The 14,504-nt window shown below is 60.2% G+C and carries 17 protein-coding genes; 8 read left to right on the top strand and 9 right to left on the bottom strand.

Annotated elements, in window-relative coordinates; genetic code table 11:
• Positions 1-41 precede the first annotated feature (41 nt).
• Genes WKF55_13490 through WKF55_13480 form a run of 3 tightly spaced genes read right to left on the bottom strand, consistent with a single transcriptional unit; the run spans position 42 to position 2,488 of the window.
• The gene (locus WKF55_13490) at positions 42-1,355 is read right to left on the bottom strand and encodes a 3-hydroxyacyl-CoA dehydrogenase NAD-binding domain-containing protein (protein MEJ7760591.1); all 1,314 of its coding nucleotides are present in this window, start codon (positions 1,353-1,355) and stop codon (positions 42-44) included.
• Complete coding sequence (locus tag WKF55_13485; protein ID MEJ7760590.1) at positions 1,348-2,151, bottom strand: enoyl-CoA hydratase-related protein; 804 nt, start codon at positions 2,149-2,151, stop codon at positions 1,348-1,350. Before WKF55_13485 ends, WKF55_13490 begins: the two co-directional genes overlap by 8 nt.
• A gap of 28 nt (positions 2,152-2,179) precedes the next feature.
• Positions 2,180-2,488: a TM2 domain-containing protein gene (locus WKF55_13480; GenBank protein ID MEJ7760589.1), complete on the bottom strand. Its 309-nt coding sequence runs from the start codon at positions 2,486-2,488 to the stop codon at positions 2,180-2,182.
• A 137-nt stretch (positions 2,489-2,625) separates the two neighbouring features.
• Here WKF55_13480 and pcaF point away from each other — a divergent pair, with 137 nt between their 5' ends.
• The 3 genes from pcaF (at position 2,626) to paaZ (ending at position 6,681) form a co-directional block, all read left to right on the top strand.
• Entirely contained in the window at positions 2,626-3,843 is a 1,218-nt protein-coding gene (pcaF, locus tag WKF55_13475) for a 3-oxoadipyl-CoA thiolase (protein ID MEJ7760588.1), read from the top strand.
• A gap of 67 nt (positions 3,844-3,910) precedes the next feature.
• A complete protein-coding gene (locus tag WKF55_13470) occupies positions 3,911-4,528 on the top strand; it encodes a transferase hexapeptide repeat family protein (GenBank protein MEJ7760587.1) in 618 nt (205 codons plus the stop codon).
• Positions 4,525-6,681, top strand: a complete 2,157-nt coding sequence (paaZ, locus tag WKF55_13465) for a phenylacetic acid degradation bifunctional protein PaaZ (GenBank protein MEJ7760586.1) — start codon at positions 4,525-4,527, stop codon at positions 6,679-6,681. The genes WKF55_13470 and paaZ overlap by 4 nt, the downstream gene beginning before the upstream one ends.
• Before the next feature lie 31 nt (positions 6,682-6,712).
• Here paaZ and WKF55_13460 read toward each other — a convergent pair whose 3' ends face one another.
• The 3 genes from WKF55_13460 to WKF55_13450 all read right to left on the bottom strand — a co-directional run bounded on the left by WKF55_13460 (position 6,713) and on the right by WKF55_13450 (position 7,831).
• The gene (locus tag WKF55_13460; GenBank protein MEJ7760585.1) at positions 6,713-7,066 is read right to left on the bottom strand and encodes a hypothetical protein; all 354 of its coding nucleotides are present in this window, start codon (positions 7,064-7,066) and stop codon (positions 6,713-6,715) included.
• A 32-nt stretch (positions 7,067-7,098) separates the two neighbouring features.
• The gene (locus WKF55_13455) at positions 7,099-7,317 is read right to left on the bottom strand and encodes a hypothetical protein (protein MEJ7760584.1); all 219 of its coding nucleotides are present in this window, start codon (positions 7,315-7,317) and stop codon (positions 7,099-7,101) included.
• A gap of 298 nt (positions 7,318-7,615) precedes the next feature.
• Positions 7,616-7,831 (bottom strand): amidohydrolase family protein, encoded by a 216-nt coding sequence (locus WKF55_13450; GenBank protein MEJ7760583.1) that lies wholly within the window; start codon positions 7,829-7,831, stop codon positions 7,616-7,618.
• A 100-nt stretch (positions 7,832-7,931) separates the two neighbouring features.
• On the opposite strand from WKF55_13450, the gene WKF55_13445 reads away from it, so the two are divergent.
• Entirely contained in the window at positions 7,932-8,465 is a 534-nt protein-coding gene (locus WKF55_13445; GenBank protein MEJ7760582.1) for a hypothetical protein, read from the top strand.
• Positions 8,466-8,567: 102 nt separating this feature from the next.
• Positions 8,568-10,076 carry a hypothetical protein gene (locus tag WKF55_13440; GenBank protein ID MEJ7760581.1) on the top strand — a complete coding sequence of 503 codons (1,509 nt, stop codon included), beginning with the start codon at positions 8,568-8,570 and terminating at the stop codon, positions 10,074-10,076.
• A 44-nt stretch (positions 10,077-10,120) separates the two neighbouring features.
• Here the strand turns inward: WKF55_13440 and WKF55_13435 are convergent, their stop codons facing one another.
• Together WKF55_13435 and WKF55_13430 are read right to left on the bottom strand one after the other, a co-directional pair.
• Positions 10,121-10,477, bottom strand: coding sequence for a hypothetical protein (locus tag WKF55_13435; protein ID MEJ7760580.1), 357 nt, complete (start codon positions 10,475-10,477; stop codon positions 10,121-10,123).
• A gap of 32 nt (positions 10,478-10,509) precedes the next feature.
• A complete protein-coding gene (locus WKF55_13430) occupies positions 10,510-11,820 on the bottom strand; it encodes an aminotransferase class I/II-fold pyridoxal phosphate-dependent enzyme (protein MEJ7760579.1) in 1,311 nt (436 codons plus the stop codon).
• A gap of 85 nt (positions 11,821-11,905) precedes the next feature.
• On the opposite strand from WKF55_13430, the gene WKF55_13425 reads away from it, so the two are divergent.
• The 3 genes from WKF55_13425 to WKF55_13415 are packed head-to-tail and all read left to right on the top strand — an operon-like array spanning position 11,906 to position 14,137.
• The gene (locus WKF55_13425) at positions 11,906-13,171 is read left to right on the top strand and encodes a dipeptidase (GenBank protein MEJ7760578.1); all 1,266 of its coding nucleotides are present in this window, start codon (positions 11,906-11,908) and stop codon (positions 13,169-13,171) included.
• Between the two features lie 2 nt (positions 13,172-13,173).
• Positions 13,174-13,554: a rhodanese-like domain-containing protein gene (locus WKF55_13420; GenBank protein ID MEJ7760577.1), complete on the top strand. Its 381-nt coding sequence runs from the start codon at positions 13,174-13,176 to the stop codon at positions 13,552-13,554.
• The gene (locus WKF55_13415; protein MEJ7760576.1) at positions 13,544-14,137 is read left to right on the top strand and encodes a DUF411 domain-containing protein; all 594 of its coding nucleotides are present in this window, start codon (positions 13,544-13,546) and stop codon (positions 14,135-14,137) included. Before WKF55_13420 ends, WKF55_13415 begins: the two co-directional genes overlap by 11 nt.
• An 8-nt stretch (positions 14,138-14,145) precedes the next feature.
• Here the strand turns inward: WKF55_13415 and WKF55_13410 are convergent.
• Positions 14,146-14,504: tetratricopeptide repeat protein (locus WKF55_13410; GenBank protein MEJ7760575.1), on the bottom strand; the 359-nt coding region annotated here is incomplete at its 5' end.

Genomic DNA, 14,504 nt, shown 5'->3' with positions numbered 1-14,504 from the left:
GGTAAGAGCCTGGTGTACGGGGTGCCCGTCGTCAGCGAAAACTACTCGGTGACGCCTGGAGAACTGAAGAAGGTAAAACCATCGGCCGCCATCGTCTTGAGCAGCGGGCTTGGCCGGTATCTCTCCTCACCATAAAACTCGTGCAGCGCGCCGAGCCAGTTGACCGTCTCCTGAATACCCACTTCGTCTGCCCATTGCAAAAGGCCCTTCGGATAATTGACGCCGAGGGTCATCGCCAAATCGACATCTCTCGCCGTCGCAATGCGGTAATACACCGCTTCGGCGGCCTGATTGATCAACATCGAGAGAATCCGCCGAAAAATGAGATCTCCGAGCTCCGTGTTGCGATCGGGTTCGGGTACGCCTGCACCCTCGCTGTAATCGTAGTAGCCACGACCTGTTTTTCGGCCGAAGAACCCCGCGTCGAACAATCGCTGCTGGGTGATGAACGGTTTGAAGCGGGAGTCATGGAACGTCGCTTCGTAAACGCTTTTCGTCGCGGCAAAATTGATATCGTTGCCGATGAAGTCCATCAGCTCGAAGGGTCCCATTTTGAAGCCGCCAATCTCCCGCATCGCCCAGTCGATGGTCGACATGCCGGCGATTCCTTCCTCGTAAATGCGGAGCGCTTCGCCATAAAACGGGCGCGCGATGCGATTCACAATGAAGCCCGGCGTATCCGACGCAATCACCGTGGTCTTCCCCCATGCATCGATGAGAGCACGCGCAAAACGGGTGACCTCACCGCTCGTCGCGAGGCCCGGTACGATTTCGACCAGCGGGAGGACAGTCGGCGGATTGAAGAAGTGCACGCCAATGAGCCGCTCAGGGCGCTGGCACGCTTGCGCGATGGCCGTGATTGACAACGACGACGTATTGGTCGCAAGCACTGCGTCGGCCGGGACGACTTCCTCCAGCCGGAAGAAAAGATTCTGCTTGGCGTCGAGAGTTTCGACGATCGCCTCGATCACGAATCCGCATCCTTCGAGCTGATCGAGTGCCGCGCCTCCCCCGCCTCCCCCGCCTCCATCGCTTCCGACGCAGATGACGCGTTTGCGGGCGAGAGCCGCTTCGGTATCCGACATTCGCCCTTTCTCTACACTTCTGGCGAGATTTTTTTCAATGCCCGCTACAGCACGAGTGAGCGCGCCAGCGTCGGTGTCGAAGAGAACGGTATGATGGCCGGCCATGGCGGCGAGTTGGGCGATGCCGCTTCCCATTGCGCCCGCGCCCACCACTCCGACCTGCAATTCGCGACTGACGCCGGCCATGACATCGGCACCGGAATGCTTGCTTTGCTTGGCCGACCCACCGGACCCGCCTCCTCCGCTGGATCCGCCCGACGCGCTATTCACCCGAGAACTGCGGTTGCCGTTTTTCCCGGAATGCCGCAACGCCTTCGATGAAATCGCGCGTATGTCCCGCCTCGCGCTGCATCGACTCCTCGGCATCGAGCTGGGCATCGAGATCGTTGGCCATCGACGCGTTGAGCAATCGCTTCGTAAGACCGAGCCCGCGCGTCGGCATCGCGGCGAGCTGCGTTGCAAGGGCCATTGACTCCGCCATCAGCGAATCGGCGGGACAAACCCGATAGATCATGCCGATTTCATGAGCGCGGGTTGCCGAGATCTTCTCGCCCAGCATCATCATCGCGGTTGCCATCGGCAGGCCTGCGCTTCTCGGAAGAAAAAAAGATCCACCGCTGTCGGGTACGAGCCCGATCTTCGAGAACGATTGTATGAATGACGCATTCTCAGAGGCAACGACAATGTCGCAGGCAATGGCGACATTGGCACCAGCTCCGGCCGCAACACCATTCACAGCGCAAACCACCGGCTTCTCGAGTTCCCGGAGTGCCCTGATGACTGGATTGTAGGTCGTTCGAACCAGCGCGCCGAGATCAAAGCGGCCATCGACGGACGGAGGAACCGCAGAGAGGTCCTGCCCGGCGCAGAACGCGCGCCCCGCTCCAGTGAGCAGCACTGCGCGCACTGTTCTGTCATCGCGGGCAGTTGCAAGCGCGGCATGAAGCTCCGCGGCCATGTCGCCGTTGAAGCTGTTGAGGACGTCAGGCCGGTTGAGCGTGATCTTCATCACGCTGCCAGCGGATTCGACGAGGATGAATTGCTGACTCACGGGGTCAAAGAGCATCGGTGACAGCAGAGCCAGCCCGACTCTGTCACCTCTCCAGCTCCGAAATCAGTTTGTTGTTGTGGCTGCGCACCCAGCCCGGAATCAGCAGCGCATCCACAAGCGCCCAGATCGCCGGAACTGCGATCGTGAAGTAGCCAACGAGAATCAGCATCATCACGAACGAGAACATGGTCATTGCCAGCATCACCATGCCGGTGAACCATTTGCCCATGTAGAACCGGTGGGCTCCGCAGAGGCCCACCAGCAACCAGCACAGGTACGCAACCGCGATGGATTTCTTGTTGGCATCGTACGTCATCATCCGGTGCGTGTCAGCATGCGTCGGACCAGTCATTTGCGACCTCGTTCAGGCAATGGATTGACCGCGTAAGAAAATGCATCCGCGGAAGTGGCGCCGATAGCCAACGCCGGCAACACGCACTACGTACCGGGCGGGCCCGGAGTGCCAGCCCCGATCAATTAGATTTTCGCATGCCCAATGCCTATATCGTGGACGGCGTACGAACGCCAATCGGAAGCTTCGGCGGCTCTCTGGCACCGGTTCGTCCCGATGACCTCGCGGCTCACGTCATCCGTTGTCTCGCCGAACGGAGTGCGGCGATTCCCAGGGAGGCGATCTCCGACGTCGTGATGGGATGCGCGAATCAGGCCGGTGAAGACAACCGGAATGTCGCCCGGATGGCGGCACTCCTCGCCGGACTTCCCGCGAGTGTTCCAGGGGAGACGGTCAACCGGCTCTGCGCTTCGGGGATGAATGCCGTCGTCAACGCTGCGAGAGCGGCGCGCCTGGGAGATGGTGACGTGTATATCGCTGGCGGGGTCGAGAGCATGACGCGTGCGCCTTACGTTCTCTCGAAGGCGGCTCAGCCGTTCGCGCGCAACGCTGAGCTGTTCGACACGAGCATCGGCTGGCGGTTTGTCAATCCAGCAATGCGGGATGAGTACGGCGTTGATTCCATGGGCCAGACGGCCGAAAACGTAAGCGAGAAATTCGGCATCACGCGCGAGGATCAGGATGGCTTCGCGCTCCGGTCGCAGCAGAAGGCAGCAGCAGCCCGAAGTGCCGGCCGGTTCGAGCGCGAGATCGTCGCTGTTCCCGTACCATCGGAAAAGCGCGGCGCAGCGCCGGCAGTATTCGCCGAGGATGAGTTTATTCGCCCCGATACCAGCCTTGCGATCCTGGCGAAACTCAAGCCGGCGTTTCGGACAGACGGGAAAGGATCGGTTACCGCTGGAAATTCGTCAGGGATCAACGACGGCGCCTGCGCCATGTACATCGTATCGGAGGCCGCGGTGGAAAAGTACGGCCTCACGCCAAAGGCCCGGATCGTTGCATCTGCCGCTGCGGGTGTCGAGCCCCGTGTGATGGGAATCGGGCCAGTGCCCGCATCCCGGCAGGCACTCGCACACGCCGGCCTCACGCTCGGCGATATGGCGGTGATCGAGCTCAACGAAGCGTTTGCCGCACAGTCGCTGGCCTGCACGCGGGAACTGGGTCTCGCCGACGACGACCCTCGTGTCAACCCGAACGGCGGCGCGATCGCCCTCGGGCATCCGCTCGGAATGTCGGGAGCGCGGTTGCTGCTGACGGCCATGCACGAGCTGCACGCAAACGGTGGACGCTATGCGCTTTGCGCAATGTGCGTCGGTGTGGGCCAGGGCATGGCGACGATCATCGAACGCGTGTGATCCCGCTTTCAGTGCGAAAGAGTACGATCTGGCTCAACGGCACTCTCCAGCCTCAGCAGGCGTGGCAGTGACCAACAACATTTATGCGTTCGGCGGCTTTCGCCCCGTCGTTCACGAGTCAGCGTTCATTCATCCCAATGCGACTGTCACCGGCAACGTGATCGTCGGCCGTGATGTGTACGTCGGACCAGGCGCAGCGATCCGCGGCGATTGGGGCGGAATCGTCATTGGGGACGGCTGCAACATCCAGGAAAACTGCACCATCCACATGTTCCCCGGCATTACGGTGGTGCTGGAGGAGAGTGCGCACATCGGCCACGGCGCGATCATCCACGGAGCGCGCATTTGCCGGAATGCACTCGTGGGGATGAATGCAGTGGTGATGGACAATGCGGTGGTAGGCGCAGAGTCGATTGTCGGTGCGCTTTGTTTCGTCCCGGCCGAGATGCAGATTCCGGAGCGGAAGGTAGTCGTTGGCAATCCGGCAAAAGTCGTGAAGGATGTAAGTGACGAGATGATTGCCTGGAAAACGAAGGGTACACGGCTGTATCAATCGCTGCCGGCAAGTCTGCGCGATTCGCTCGAACCGTGTGAGCCCCTGCGGGAGATCGAGCCCAACCGGCCGCAACAGCCGACGAGCTTCGGGATGTGGAAGGACGAATCGAGAAAGGTGAGGACTGAGTGACTGCAACTTTGAAGAGCTATGCCAGGGGTGAATGGGTTCAGGGCACCGGGAACAGCGTCGACCTGATACATGCGGTGACTGGCGAGCCCGTCGCCAGCGCCACCGGGGGCGGACTCGACTTTGCCGGGATGCTCGATTACGCCCGCACTGTCGGCGGACCGAAGATCCGCGGGATGACGTTCCACGAACGCGCGCGGATGTTGAAGGCGATGGCGAAATATCTGATGGAGCGGAAGGACGAGTTCTATACGCTGTCCGAAGCGACCGGGGCAACCAAGCAGGATTCGTGGGTCGACATCGAAGGAGGCATCGGCACTTTTTTCGCCTACTCCAGCAAGGGCCGCCGGGAATTCCCCAACGAGACGTTTTTCGCCGAGGGCGCGGTTGAGCCGCTTTCGAAAGACAACAGCTTTGTGGGCCGACATTTGTGCGTCCCGCTCGAAGGCGCCGCGGTTCATATCAACGCCTTCAACTTTCCCTGCTGGGGAATGCTCGAGAAACTCGCGCCAACTTTTCTGGGCGGCATGCCGGCGATCGTCAAGCCAGCCACGATCACATCGTATCTCACCGAGGGAATGGTGCGAGCGATGATCGAGTCGGAGATAATTCCCGAGGGAGTTCTTCAGCTCATCGTGGGCAGCACGGGCGATCTTCTCGATCATGTGACCGGCCAGGACGTCGTCACATTCACCGGCTCTGCGGTCACCGGCCGCAAGCTTCGCAGCAGCTCGGCGATCGTCGAAAACTCCACCCGTTTCAACATGGAAGCGGATTCCCTCAACTTCTCGATGCTCGGACCGGAATCCGCGCCGGGCTCGGACGAATTCGACCTGTTCGTGAAGGAGGTCGTGCGCGAGATGACATCGAAGGCCGGACAGAAATGCACCGCGATCCGCCGCACGCTGGTGCCAGAGACTATGGTCGACGATGTCATCAAGGCAATCGGCAAGCGACTTGGCGGAGTGAAGCTCGGAGATCCGCGTACCGATGGTGTCCGCATGGGCCCGCTGGTTGGACGGGAGCAGGTGCGGGAGGTGGGCGAACGGGTGGACGAGCTGAAAGAGGGCTCGGAGATTGTATATGGGAACCCATACGATTTCGAGATCGCTTCCGGTGACAAGCAGCGGGGAGCGTTCTTCCCCGCGACGCTGCTCTACTGCGAAGCGCCTCTCACGACCCTGGCTCCGCACAACATCGAGGCGTTCGGCCCGGTGAATACCATCATGCCCTACCAAAACGTTGGCGAAGCGGTCGAGCTGGCAAAGCTGGGCAAAGGGAGTCTCGTAGGGTCGCTGTTCACATCCGACGATACCGTTGCCCGCGACGTGGTGCTCGGTGCTGCTTCGCACCATGGCCGCATCATGGTGATAGACAGGACGAGCGCGAAATCATCGACCGGGCATGGTTCTCCCTTGCCTGGCCTCGTCCACGGAGGCCCTGGCCGGGCCGGCGGTGGCGAAGAGCTCGGCGGCACAAGAAGCGCGCTCCATTACATGCAGCGCACGGCGGTCCAGGGATCTCCGACGACCCTCACGCGGGTGTCGAGAGAATGGATAAAGGGCGCCGCACAACCGTCGGATCGCATACATCCGTTCAGAAAATATTTCGAAGAGCTCGAAATCGGGGAGACACTCGTCACGCATCGTCGCACTATCACCGAAGCGGATATCGTAAACTTTGCGGGGATCAGCGGCGATTTCTTCTACGCCCACATGGATGACATCGCCGCGAAGGAGTCGCTATTCGAGAAGCGGGTTGCTCACGGCTACTTCGTGTTGTCTGCGGCGGCCGGACTGTTCGTCGATCCCGCGCCGGGACCGGTGCTGGCGAACTACGGGCTCGACAATCTGCGCTTCGTAAAACCGGTTTACGTGGGTGACACCATCCAGGTGCGGCTCACCTGCAAGGTCAAAACGGAAAAGGAGACGCAGCCCGATACTGTTCCGCAGGGTGTCGTCGCGTGGGACGTCGAAGTCACTAACCAGGATCAGGAACCGGTCGCGGTCTACACGATTCTCACCCTGGTCAAGCGCCAGGTGCCAACTGCTGATGCGGGTGCCAGTACCGCAGGGCCTGACGGCGTTGGCAACAATCCGTGGGCTCCTGTAACACGCCAGCCTCAGGCGACCGATCAGCCGGTCACGCCGGTGTGACGGGCGGGAGTATGCGCGGGCAGTCTGGCTATTACGACCGCGGACGACCACTGCGCGGAGTGACCGGCACATTCTGCGTCATCATCGGTGACAATTCGGTCCCGCCCGGCGCTGTCTCCGACGAAGGCGGCGGACGGCTGCCCGGAGCTTCACCAAGCCGCGCCATGAAGCGCTGTTTTTCGCGCATTCCTGTCATGTCGACCAGAAGGCTGCTGGTGGCAACCTCGATCTTTCGAAGCCGCTCCTCCATTTCCCCCATGCGGTCTGCCGGCGGTTTCGCGTCGCGGTCAAGCCGGCGCCACGCAATGATGACTCCCTTCGTCACGTACCCGGTGACTGCCACCAGGATCGTCATCATGAACAGCGATTGTGGTTCGAATCCCATGAAATCCAGACGCGGCGCGCGACCTGATTGTTTCAGTCCACCTCATCGAGCATGGCCCTGATTCTGGGAAACATTTCCCGGATCTCATCCATCGACACTGCGCCGGCGGACAGACGGAACCACCCGGTGTCCCCGCGCACACCAAACGCCGAACGAGACCACGGCAGCGTGACCCTTAACTTTGCCAGCATCTTCAAGATAAGCTTCACGCCGCTCTGAAAATCCGCGCGGATGTAGGTGTTCGGGATCACCTGGTTGAATGTGCCTCTGGCATTCTCGACAACCCGTCCCGTCTGCGGCCCGCGCTGTCACTGTCGAATGCTCCACCGAGGGGGCGGCAGTCTGTTCAGCCGTGTTCGCCCGTCATATCGCGAGCGAATCATATGGGCTGTGACCGCACCGATGCGCGATGCAAACGCTATGGCCGCGCGGAGCCGCGTCAGATCGTCGCGCGTGAGAAATCTGCCTTCGGAAGTCCTGGGTCGTCGAACTCGAAGCCAAGCACCCACTTGGACTTAACAGTGGAGGCGGCGCGCTCGAGGTCGCCACCTACATGGCCGTGATGTACCGCAAATCAAAGCCCACCGCGCGGAGATATCGAAGACCGGCGGACGCTGGATGCGAGTGAGCGTCGATGAACCCCGGAACGACTGTCCTGCCGCCGAGATCGTCGAGTCGTGTTCCCCGGCCCGCGAGTGAGCGAATGAATGTATTGTCGCCTACCTCAGGCGATTCCGCCGCCAGTGATCGCGAGTGCCTGAGCACGAGGCGCAGAGCGATTTAATGAAAGGCTTGCGTTTCGAACAGTGGTCACCTATGGTTGGGGCCTTTCCCTCGCCTGACACACGATTCGAAGGATCGCCGAATGAAGCTCCAAAGATTTGCCATTTCTATGGCAATTCCGCTCGCCCAGATGTTGCTCCGCCCTCTTGGCGCAGACGGTCAGCAGCACTCGCCAACCCTTTATCGCACCGTTAGTCCGACGCCTCTCACATCCGCTTTCGAGGCCATCCCGCTCGTGACATTTAAGCTTTCATCCGCAGGGTCGCCGGCCTCGATAGTAAGGTTAGGCGCTGGTGGTATCGTAGGCGGCCTCGTTGGTTTTGGTATAGGCGGCGCTGTAGGTGCCGCCTCATCAGGAGAGGGTCTCGGAGGAATATTTATCGGAGCGGTTCTTGGGCAATCGGTCGGCGTCCCTGCGGGGGTGAATATCGCCAATCGCGGGAGGGGAAATCTAGCTCCTGCATTGCTCCTTTCAACGGCACTAGGTGTCCTGGGGATCCTTGCCCTCGACCGAGACGTCATCGAAGCGGGTGCTTTCTACGCGGTTGTGGCGCCATTGCAATTGGCGACCTCGATCATCCTTGAACGCAAGACTAGCCGGCAGAAGCCCAAGTAAGCGACCAGACTAAGCTTGCCATCGTCTGATCATGGTGACCTTTCCCCTCATCGTAGCAGGGTGTATGAAGGTCGGCTTCCACCTTTACACAAGAGGATAGAAATGACACAACGTTTTAACAAGGTACTGATTTCCGCAATTGGCATTCTTGCTTTCAGCGGCTGTTCCAACGCTGAATCAACGGCACCTTCTTCCCGCGATAGGCAACCACTAACCTCAATAGCGACAACAGAAGTTGACACGTCGCTAAACGCCATTCTAAAGGGAGTGGCGCTAGCTCTACGCACCACCTCGGTGCGCCAACAGCTCTTGGCAGACCTGCGCGACACTCCTTTCCCCCGCCACAAGATTCACCTCCAGTCTTATTTACGCGGAGCGCGGGGTGCCGCAATCGTTGAGGCCGCCGCACTCGGTTTAGCTGTTACGCCGCAGCATCTGCTGATGCAATTGGCCGCGTTGCCGACCTTGGAGTTTTCGATGTCGCGAAGTATTGACCGGGTGCGTTGGACCGGCACTGACGATGTCCTAGTAGTTGGGAGCGTAAGCACTCTTCACGACATTCTCCGTACTGGTCGGCTTGCGGGCTACAATACGCGGGGCGAGCCAATCACGGTGCCTGTAATGGGTGCGTTTGAGCCCGCGCCTCAACTGCATGTGCTGAAGGCGCAGAGCGACTTTGGTAGCGATCCAGAAAGAGCGCGGAGTCAAGCGCCACGACGAATGGGGAGCACCATCAGCACTCGCAATGAAGAGTTCTTCACGGTTCAGAACGACTGCGGACCGGAGGCTGTCATCGAATGCCCGACGGAAGGAACCGGCGCTGGTGGCTTCGTAGCAACAGGGTATCAGCTCGATCCGGCGTTCTCGTGGGATAACTGTGTTACAAATAGCACCGGGCCCGACCGCGACATGGACCAGATTAAGGATGATTGCGAGCACGCAGTAGCACTCACGTTTCGCCCGTATCTCAAAGTCATGTCGAACGACAACAATCTGTCACGCGAACCTCACTGGTCAGTCACTCGCAGCTTCGAATTTCCCCGAACGTTTCGCATCTTCTACGCTCTAGCCTATCGTGAGGACGGCGGCTCACCGGCATTCGGCCAGGGCGGATCGCATAATGGGGATAGCGAGTTCATTATTGTTGAGGTGCGCGAAGAATCAGCTGCGCGCTATCAAATGACGCGAGGAACGCTCTCCGCGCATGACGGTGAGTGCTGTGGGGTCGACGGCACAGGCACCTGGACTTCTGCCGATTTCCAGTTCCGGAGTGGCGAGGGTCGTGGCCGGCCGATCGTTTGGGTTGCTGAGGACAAGCACGCGAATTATAAAACAGAGAATCAATGCGACAAGGGCGCCAATTGGTTGGACAACTGCGACAATCCAGCAAGCGGGTACCAAACGTCCGAGGTCCGATCAGACGATAACATAGGGAACTTGGCCAATTTCATGTTGGACTGTGTGCCCAGCCGGGACCCTTATCGCGGCGATTACGATCCGAATCTTCTGGAGTGCTTTATCACGACTCTCCACAAGTTTGTTGGCTGGCGGGAGCTCGACGGCGGAGCAGCCGCTGCTTACATCACGAAGTTATCCAATTGGGGGTTTTGATAAACGCACGGCTCCCAGGGAGAGGCGCCCTCCAGTGACAGTTGCTAATACTTCAGCGTTCGGCCAGCGCGCGGAATAATTGGAATGTTATGCGTGACCAGAGGTGACAACTTATAATCACCAGTGGCTGATGGCGATCGCTGCGCTTGGCAGGTCGCCGAACTTTCACCAAGACCCGCCATGAAGCGCTCTTTCTCACGCATTCCCGTCATGTCTACCAGAAGGCTGCTGGTGGCAACCTCGATCTTTCGAAGCCGCTCCTCCATTTCCCCCATGCGGTCTGCCGGCGGTTTCGCGTCGCGGTCAAGCCGGCGCCACGCAATGATGACTCCCTTCGTCACGTACCCGGTGACTGCCACCAGGATCGTCATCATGAACAGCGATTGTGGTTCGAATCCCATGAAATCCAGACGCGGCGCGCGACCTGATTGTTTCAGTCCACCTCATCGAGCATGGCCCTGATTCTGGGAAACATTTCCCGGATCTCATCCATCGACACTGCGCCGGCGGACAGACGGAACCACCCGGTGTCCCCGCGCACACCAAACGCCTTGAACGAGACCACGGCAACGCCGGCCCGCTCGAGGAGCAGATTGCGGATGTCTTCATCCGTCTCGACCACACGCCCCGCGACACTTTTTCCATGCAGTTTGAACTGCGCCGAGAAGTAGATAGCGCCCTGGGGATTGATCGAGTGAACGGGGTGACCCGCTGCTTTCAGCGCGTCGAACCCCTCGGACATCGCTTCCAGCCGCTCGGCAAGACTTGCGTCCATTTCCACGCGGAACCGCGCAATCGCCGCCTCATCATTCAGAAAGTGCGCGACGGCGCTTTGCTCGGCTCTCGGTGCCCATGCGCCGGCATGCGACAGCAGGTCGCGAATTCTTGCGCCGAGGGCGGGCGGAACGAGCATCCATCCGAGTCGGAGGCCGGTGCCGGCAAATGCCTTGGACACCCCGTCGGCGGAAATGAGGTATCGGGCCGACTCCGGTACGATCGCCGCGGGATAGACGTGCTTCTGCCCCGTTGAGACAAGCGCCCCGTACATCTGATCGTGCAGCACGAACAGCGGGCGTTTCCCCGCGGCCTCCCGCGATTTGTTCTCGGCAACAACTGCGATCAAAATCTCGCGAAGATGCTCTTCCGCCATCACCGTCCCGGTGGGATTTCCCGGCGAGCAGATGCAGAGCAGCGACGCTTCCGGAATGTGCGGGGCAAGCTGCGCGAGAGTTGGCTGAAACCCGGTCTCGGCTGTTCCCTGCACTTCGAGCGATTCTCCACCAGTGAGCCAGGCGTAGGCCTCATTCTGCCATGAGGGGACGGAATAGAGAACCTTGTCGCCCGGATTGATCACCGCGCGGTACACTCCGTAGAGAACCGGCCTGCCACCGCTGCAGACGACGATCGCATCGAGAGGATATCGCACGCCCGCCGTGCGGAAGACGTAGTCCGATATTGCCTGCCGAAGAGGGAGCATTCCTTCGGGCGTCGGATAGTTGGTTTCCCCGCGCGCGACTGCCTGTTGAATGCCCATCGCAAGCTCGACGGGGATGGGAAAATACCGTGGGTCGAAATCGCCGACGGTGAGATTGACGACGTTTTCCCCAGCCGCGATCATCGCGCGAACCTGCCTGGTGATTCTGAGAATCCCCGACTCATGGAGACCGCGCACGGCTACCGAAAGCGATTCGTCGAGCGTCGTCTGATCGCCGAAGTCGAGCGGCGAGTCTGAGTCGAGATTCATGCGCGGATTCTATCCTTGTGGAGCATGCGAGTCCAGCGCGTTATACTTCGGCCTCTGATCTGCTTCTCCTGCCTGGTATGAGTACATGAGATGTTTCGTTGCACTTGCCGCGCTCACAATCTTCAGCGCTGAGATGTCCGCCCAGCCAACCGATCGTGATCTGGCGCGGGCGCGCCGGGTGCTAGCCTCCACGCCGCTCGTCGATGGCCATAACGATCTTGCCTGGGCGATCCGCGAGAGCGAGACCGCGCCACGAAATGTCGACGCTTACGATCTCCGCAAACGCACTACCGGCCACACCGATCTCGAAAGACTGAAAAAGGGAATGGTTGGCGCGCAGTTCTGGTCGGTGTACATCCCCGGTGAAGTGGGAGATTCGGGGTTCGCGCGCGTACAGATGGAGCAGATCGACATCGCCCGGCGTTTCATCGCGAAATACCCGGATCGGTTTCAGTGGGCGCTGACTGCAAAGGACATCAGGAGCACTTTCAAAAAGAAAAAAATCGGGTCGCTGCTCGGACTCGAGGGTGGCCATGCAATCGAGAATTCGCTCGGTGCGTTGCGCATGTACTACGATCTGGGCGCGCGATACATGACGCTCACCCACAACGTCACGCTCGACTGGGCCGATGCTGCGGCAGACTCGGCGAAGCACGGAGGGCTGACTCCGTTTGGCAAGGAAGTCGTGCGCGAGATGAACCGGCTCGGAATGCTCGTCGATCTCTCGCATGTATCTCCGGCGACCATGAGCGATGCACTCGATGCGACGCAGTCGCCCGTAATCTTTTCGCATTCCAACGCACGGGCGCTGGCGGATGTGCCCCGCAATATTCCCGATTCCATATTGCGGAGGCTGCCGGCTAATGGTGGTGTAGCGATGATCACTTTCGTCACCGCGTTCACGTCGCCTCAGGCAGCCGCGCACGCGCAACTGGAAGGCAGAGCGGGAGCGGAAGCCGGGCGCAAACACCGGGGCAACGCCGCCGCAGTGCGCGCCGAGATGGAAGCCTGGGTCGCGGCCAATCCGCGGCCTGTCGTGACCATTTCGCAGATCGCCGACCATATCGATCATGTTCGGAAAGTCGCCGGCGCCGATCACGTCGGCATCGGGGGTGATTTCGACGGAATCTCCGTCACCGTGCAGGGTCTCGAGGATGTTTCCACCTACCCGGCGCTTTTCGCCGAGCTGGCGCGTCGCGGCTGGTCGGATGGCGACATGAAAAAGCTCGCCGGCGAAAACATTCTCCGGGTGCTCGCCAGGAATGAGGTGGTAGCTTCCGGACTTCAGCGGACTACGGCTCCCTCGAACCGCACGATCATGGAGATGGACGCAGCCGGGTTGGGGAGGTAGCGATGGAGCACTCGCCGGGATTTCTGCGGATTGCGGAAGAAGCACGGAGCAAAGTACGGGAGATCGCTGTTGCCGAGGCTGTTGCCGCGGTCAAAGATGGAAGCGCGCGTCTTCTGGACGTGCGCGAAGACAGCGAATGGCTGGCAGGGCATGCCGAGGGAGCACATCACCTGAGCAAGGGTATAATCGAGCGCGATATCGAAAAGCTTGTGCCCATGAAGGACGAGTCTCTCATCCTTTACTGCGGCGGTGGATACCGATCGGCCCTGGCGGCGGATGCCATCCAGAAGATGGGTTACACCAACGTCAGATCCATGGCCGGCGGATGGCGGGCGTGGAACGAGCTGGGCGCACCAATCGAGGAATCAGATCATGATGATTGATGGAAACGTGAGTTTGAAGCGTATTGTCTGTCGGGCGGTTGTCGTCATTGCGATTGCATCGAGCGCCGCATGCCGGGCTGACGATGCCGACGCATCCGGAGGATCTCGGAGCAAGGATGTCGAGCCCACCGGCGGAAAGTCGCAAGCTGAAGTTGTGACCCCCGACCAGCCGGCGCCGAGTACGGTCGCTGTAACTGCCGCGACTGCCGGGGAGCCGGTTGCGATCAAGGTTTACAAGGACGCCAACTGCGGGTGTTGCAAGAAATGGGTCGAGCATCTCGCCAGCAACGGGTTCAAGGTCGAGACGATGGACATGCCGGATCTCTCCCTGCTCAAGCAGAAGCACGGCGTTGCCGATGAGCTGCAGTCCTGCCACACCGCACTCGTTGACGGGTACGTCGTGGAAGGTCACGTCCCCGCGGAAGTGATCAGGAAAATGCTGAAGGAAAGGCCGCAGATTGCAGGCCTTGCCGTACCGGGTATGCCGATGGGATCTCCTGGTATGGAGGGTCCCACGAAGGAGCGCTACGACGTACTCACTTTCGACCGTGCGGGCCGTACGACGGTGTACTCTCAGCAGTAGCGACGCGACTACTCCGCGTTCGCGTCGGCTGGCTTGCGTTCAAGTAGCGCGATGAATGCCGGATGGTCGCGAAGTGAATCGAAATCGGTATCGTGTTCTATCCACTTCCAGTGGCCGAATCCATTGTCGAGCGCACGGGTGAGTGCGTCGATAGCCTCATCAGCCTGCCCCTCCTGGGCAAATGCACACGCAATGTTGTAGAGCACGGACGGATCGTCGGGGTCCATTGCCAGTGCTCGTCGATTCCATTCGCGCGCTTTCTCGGATTCGCCAAGCGTCGAGAGCGACATTGCGCCCATGTAGAGCGCGCGCGGATCGTCGAGGTTGAGCTCGAGATGCTTTCGAGCGGTGTCGTACGCACGTCTCG

This window comes from Gemmatimonadaceae bacterium (genome assembly GCA_037721215.1).
Lineage (GTDB): Bacteria > Gemmatimonadota > Gemmatimonadetes > Gemmatimonadales > Gemmatimonadaceae > UBA4720.
This window is presented reverse-complemented; position numbering and strand designations above follow the sequence as displayed.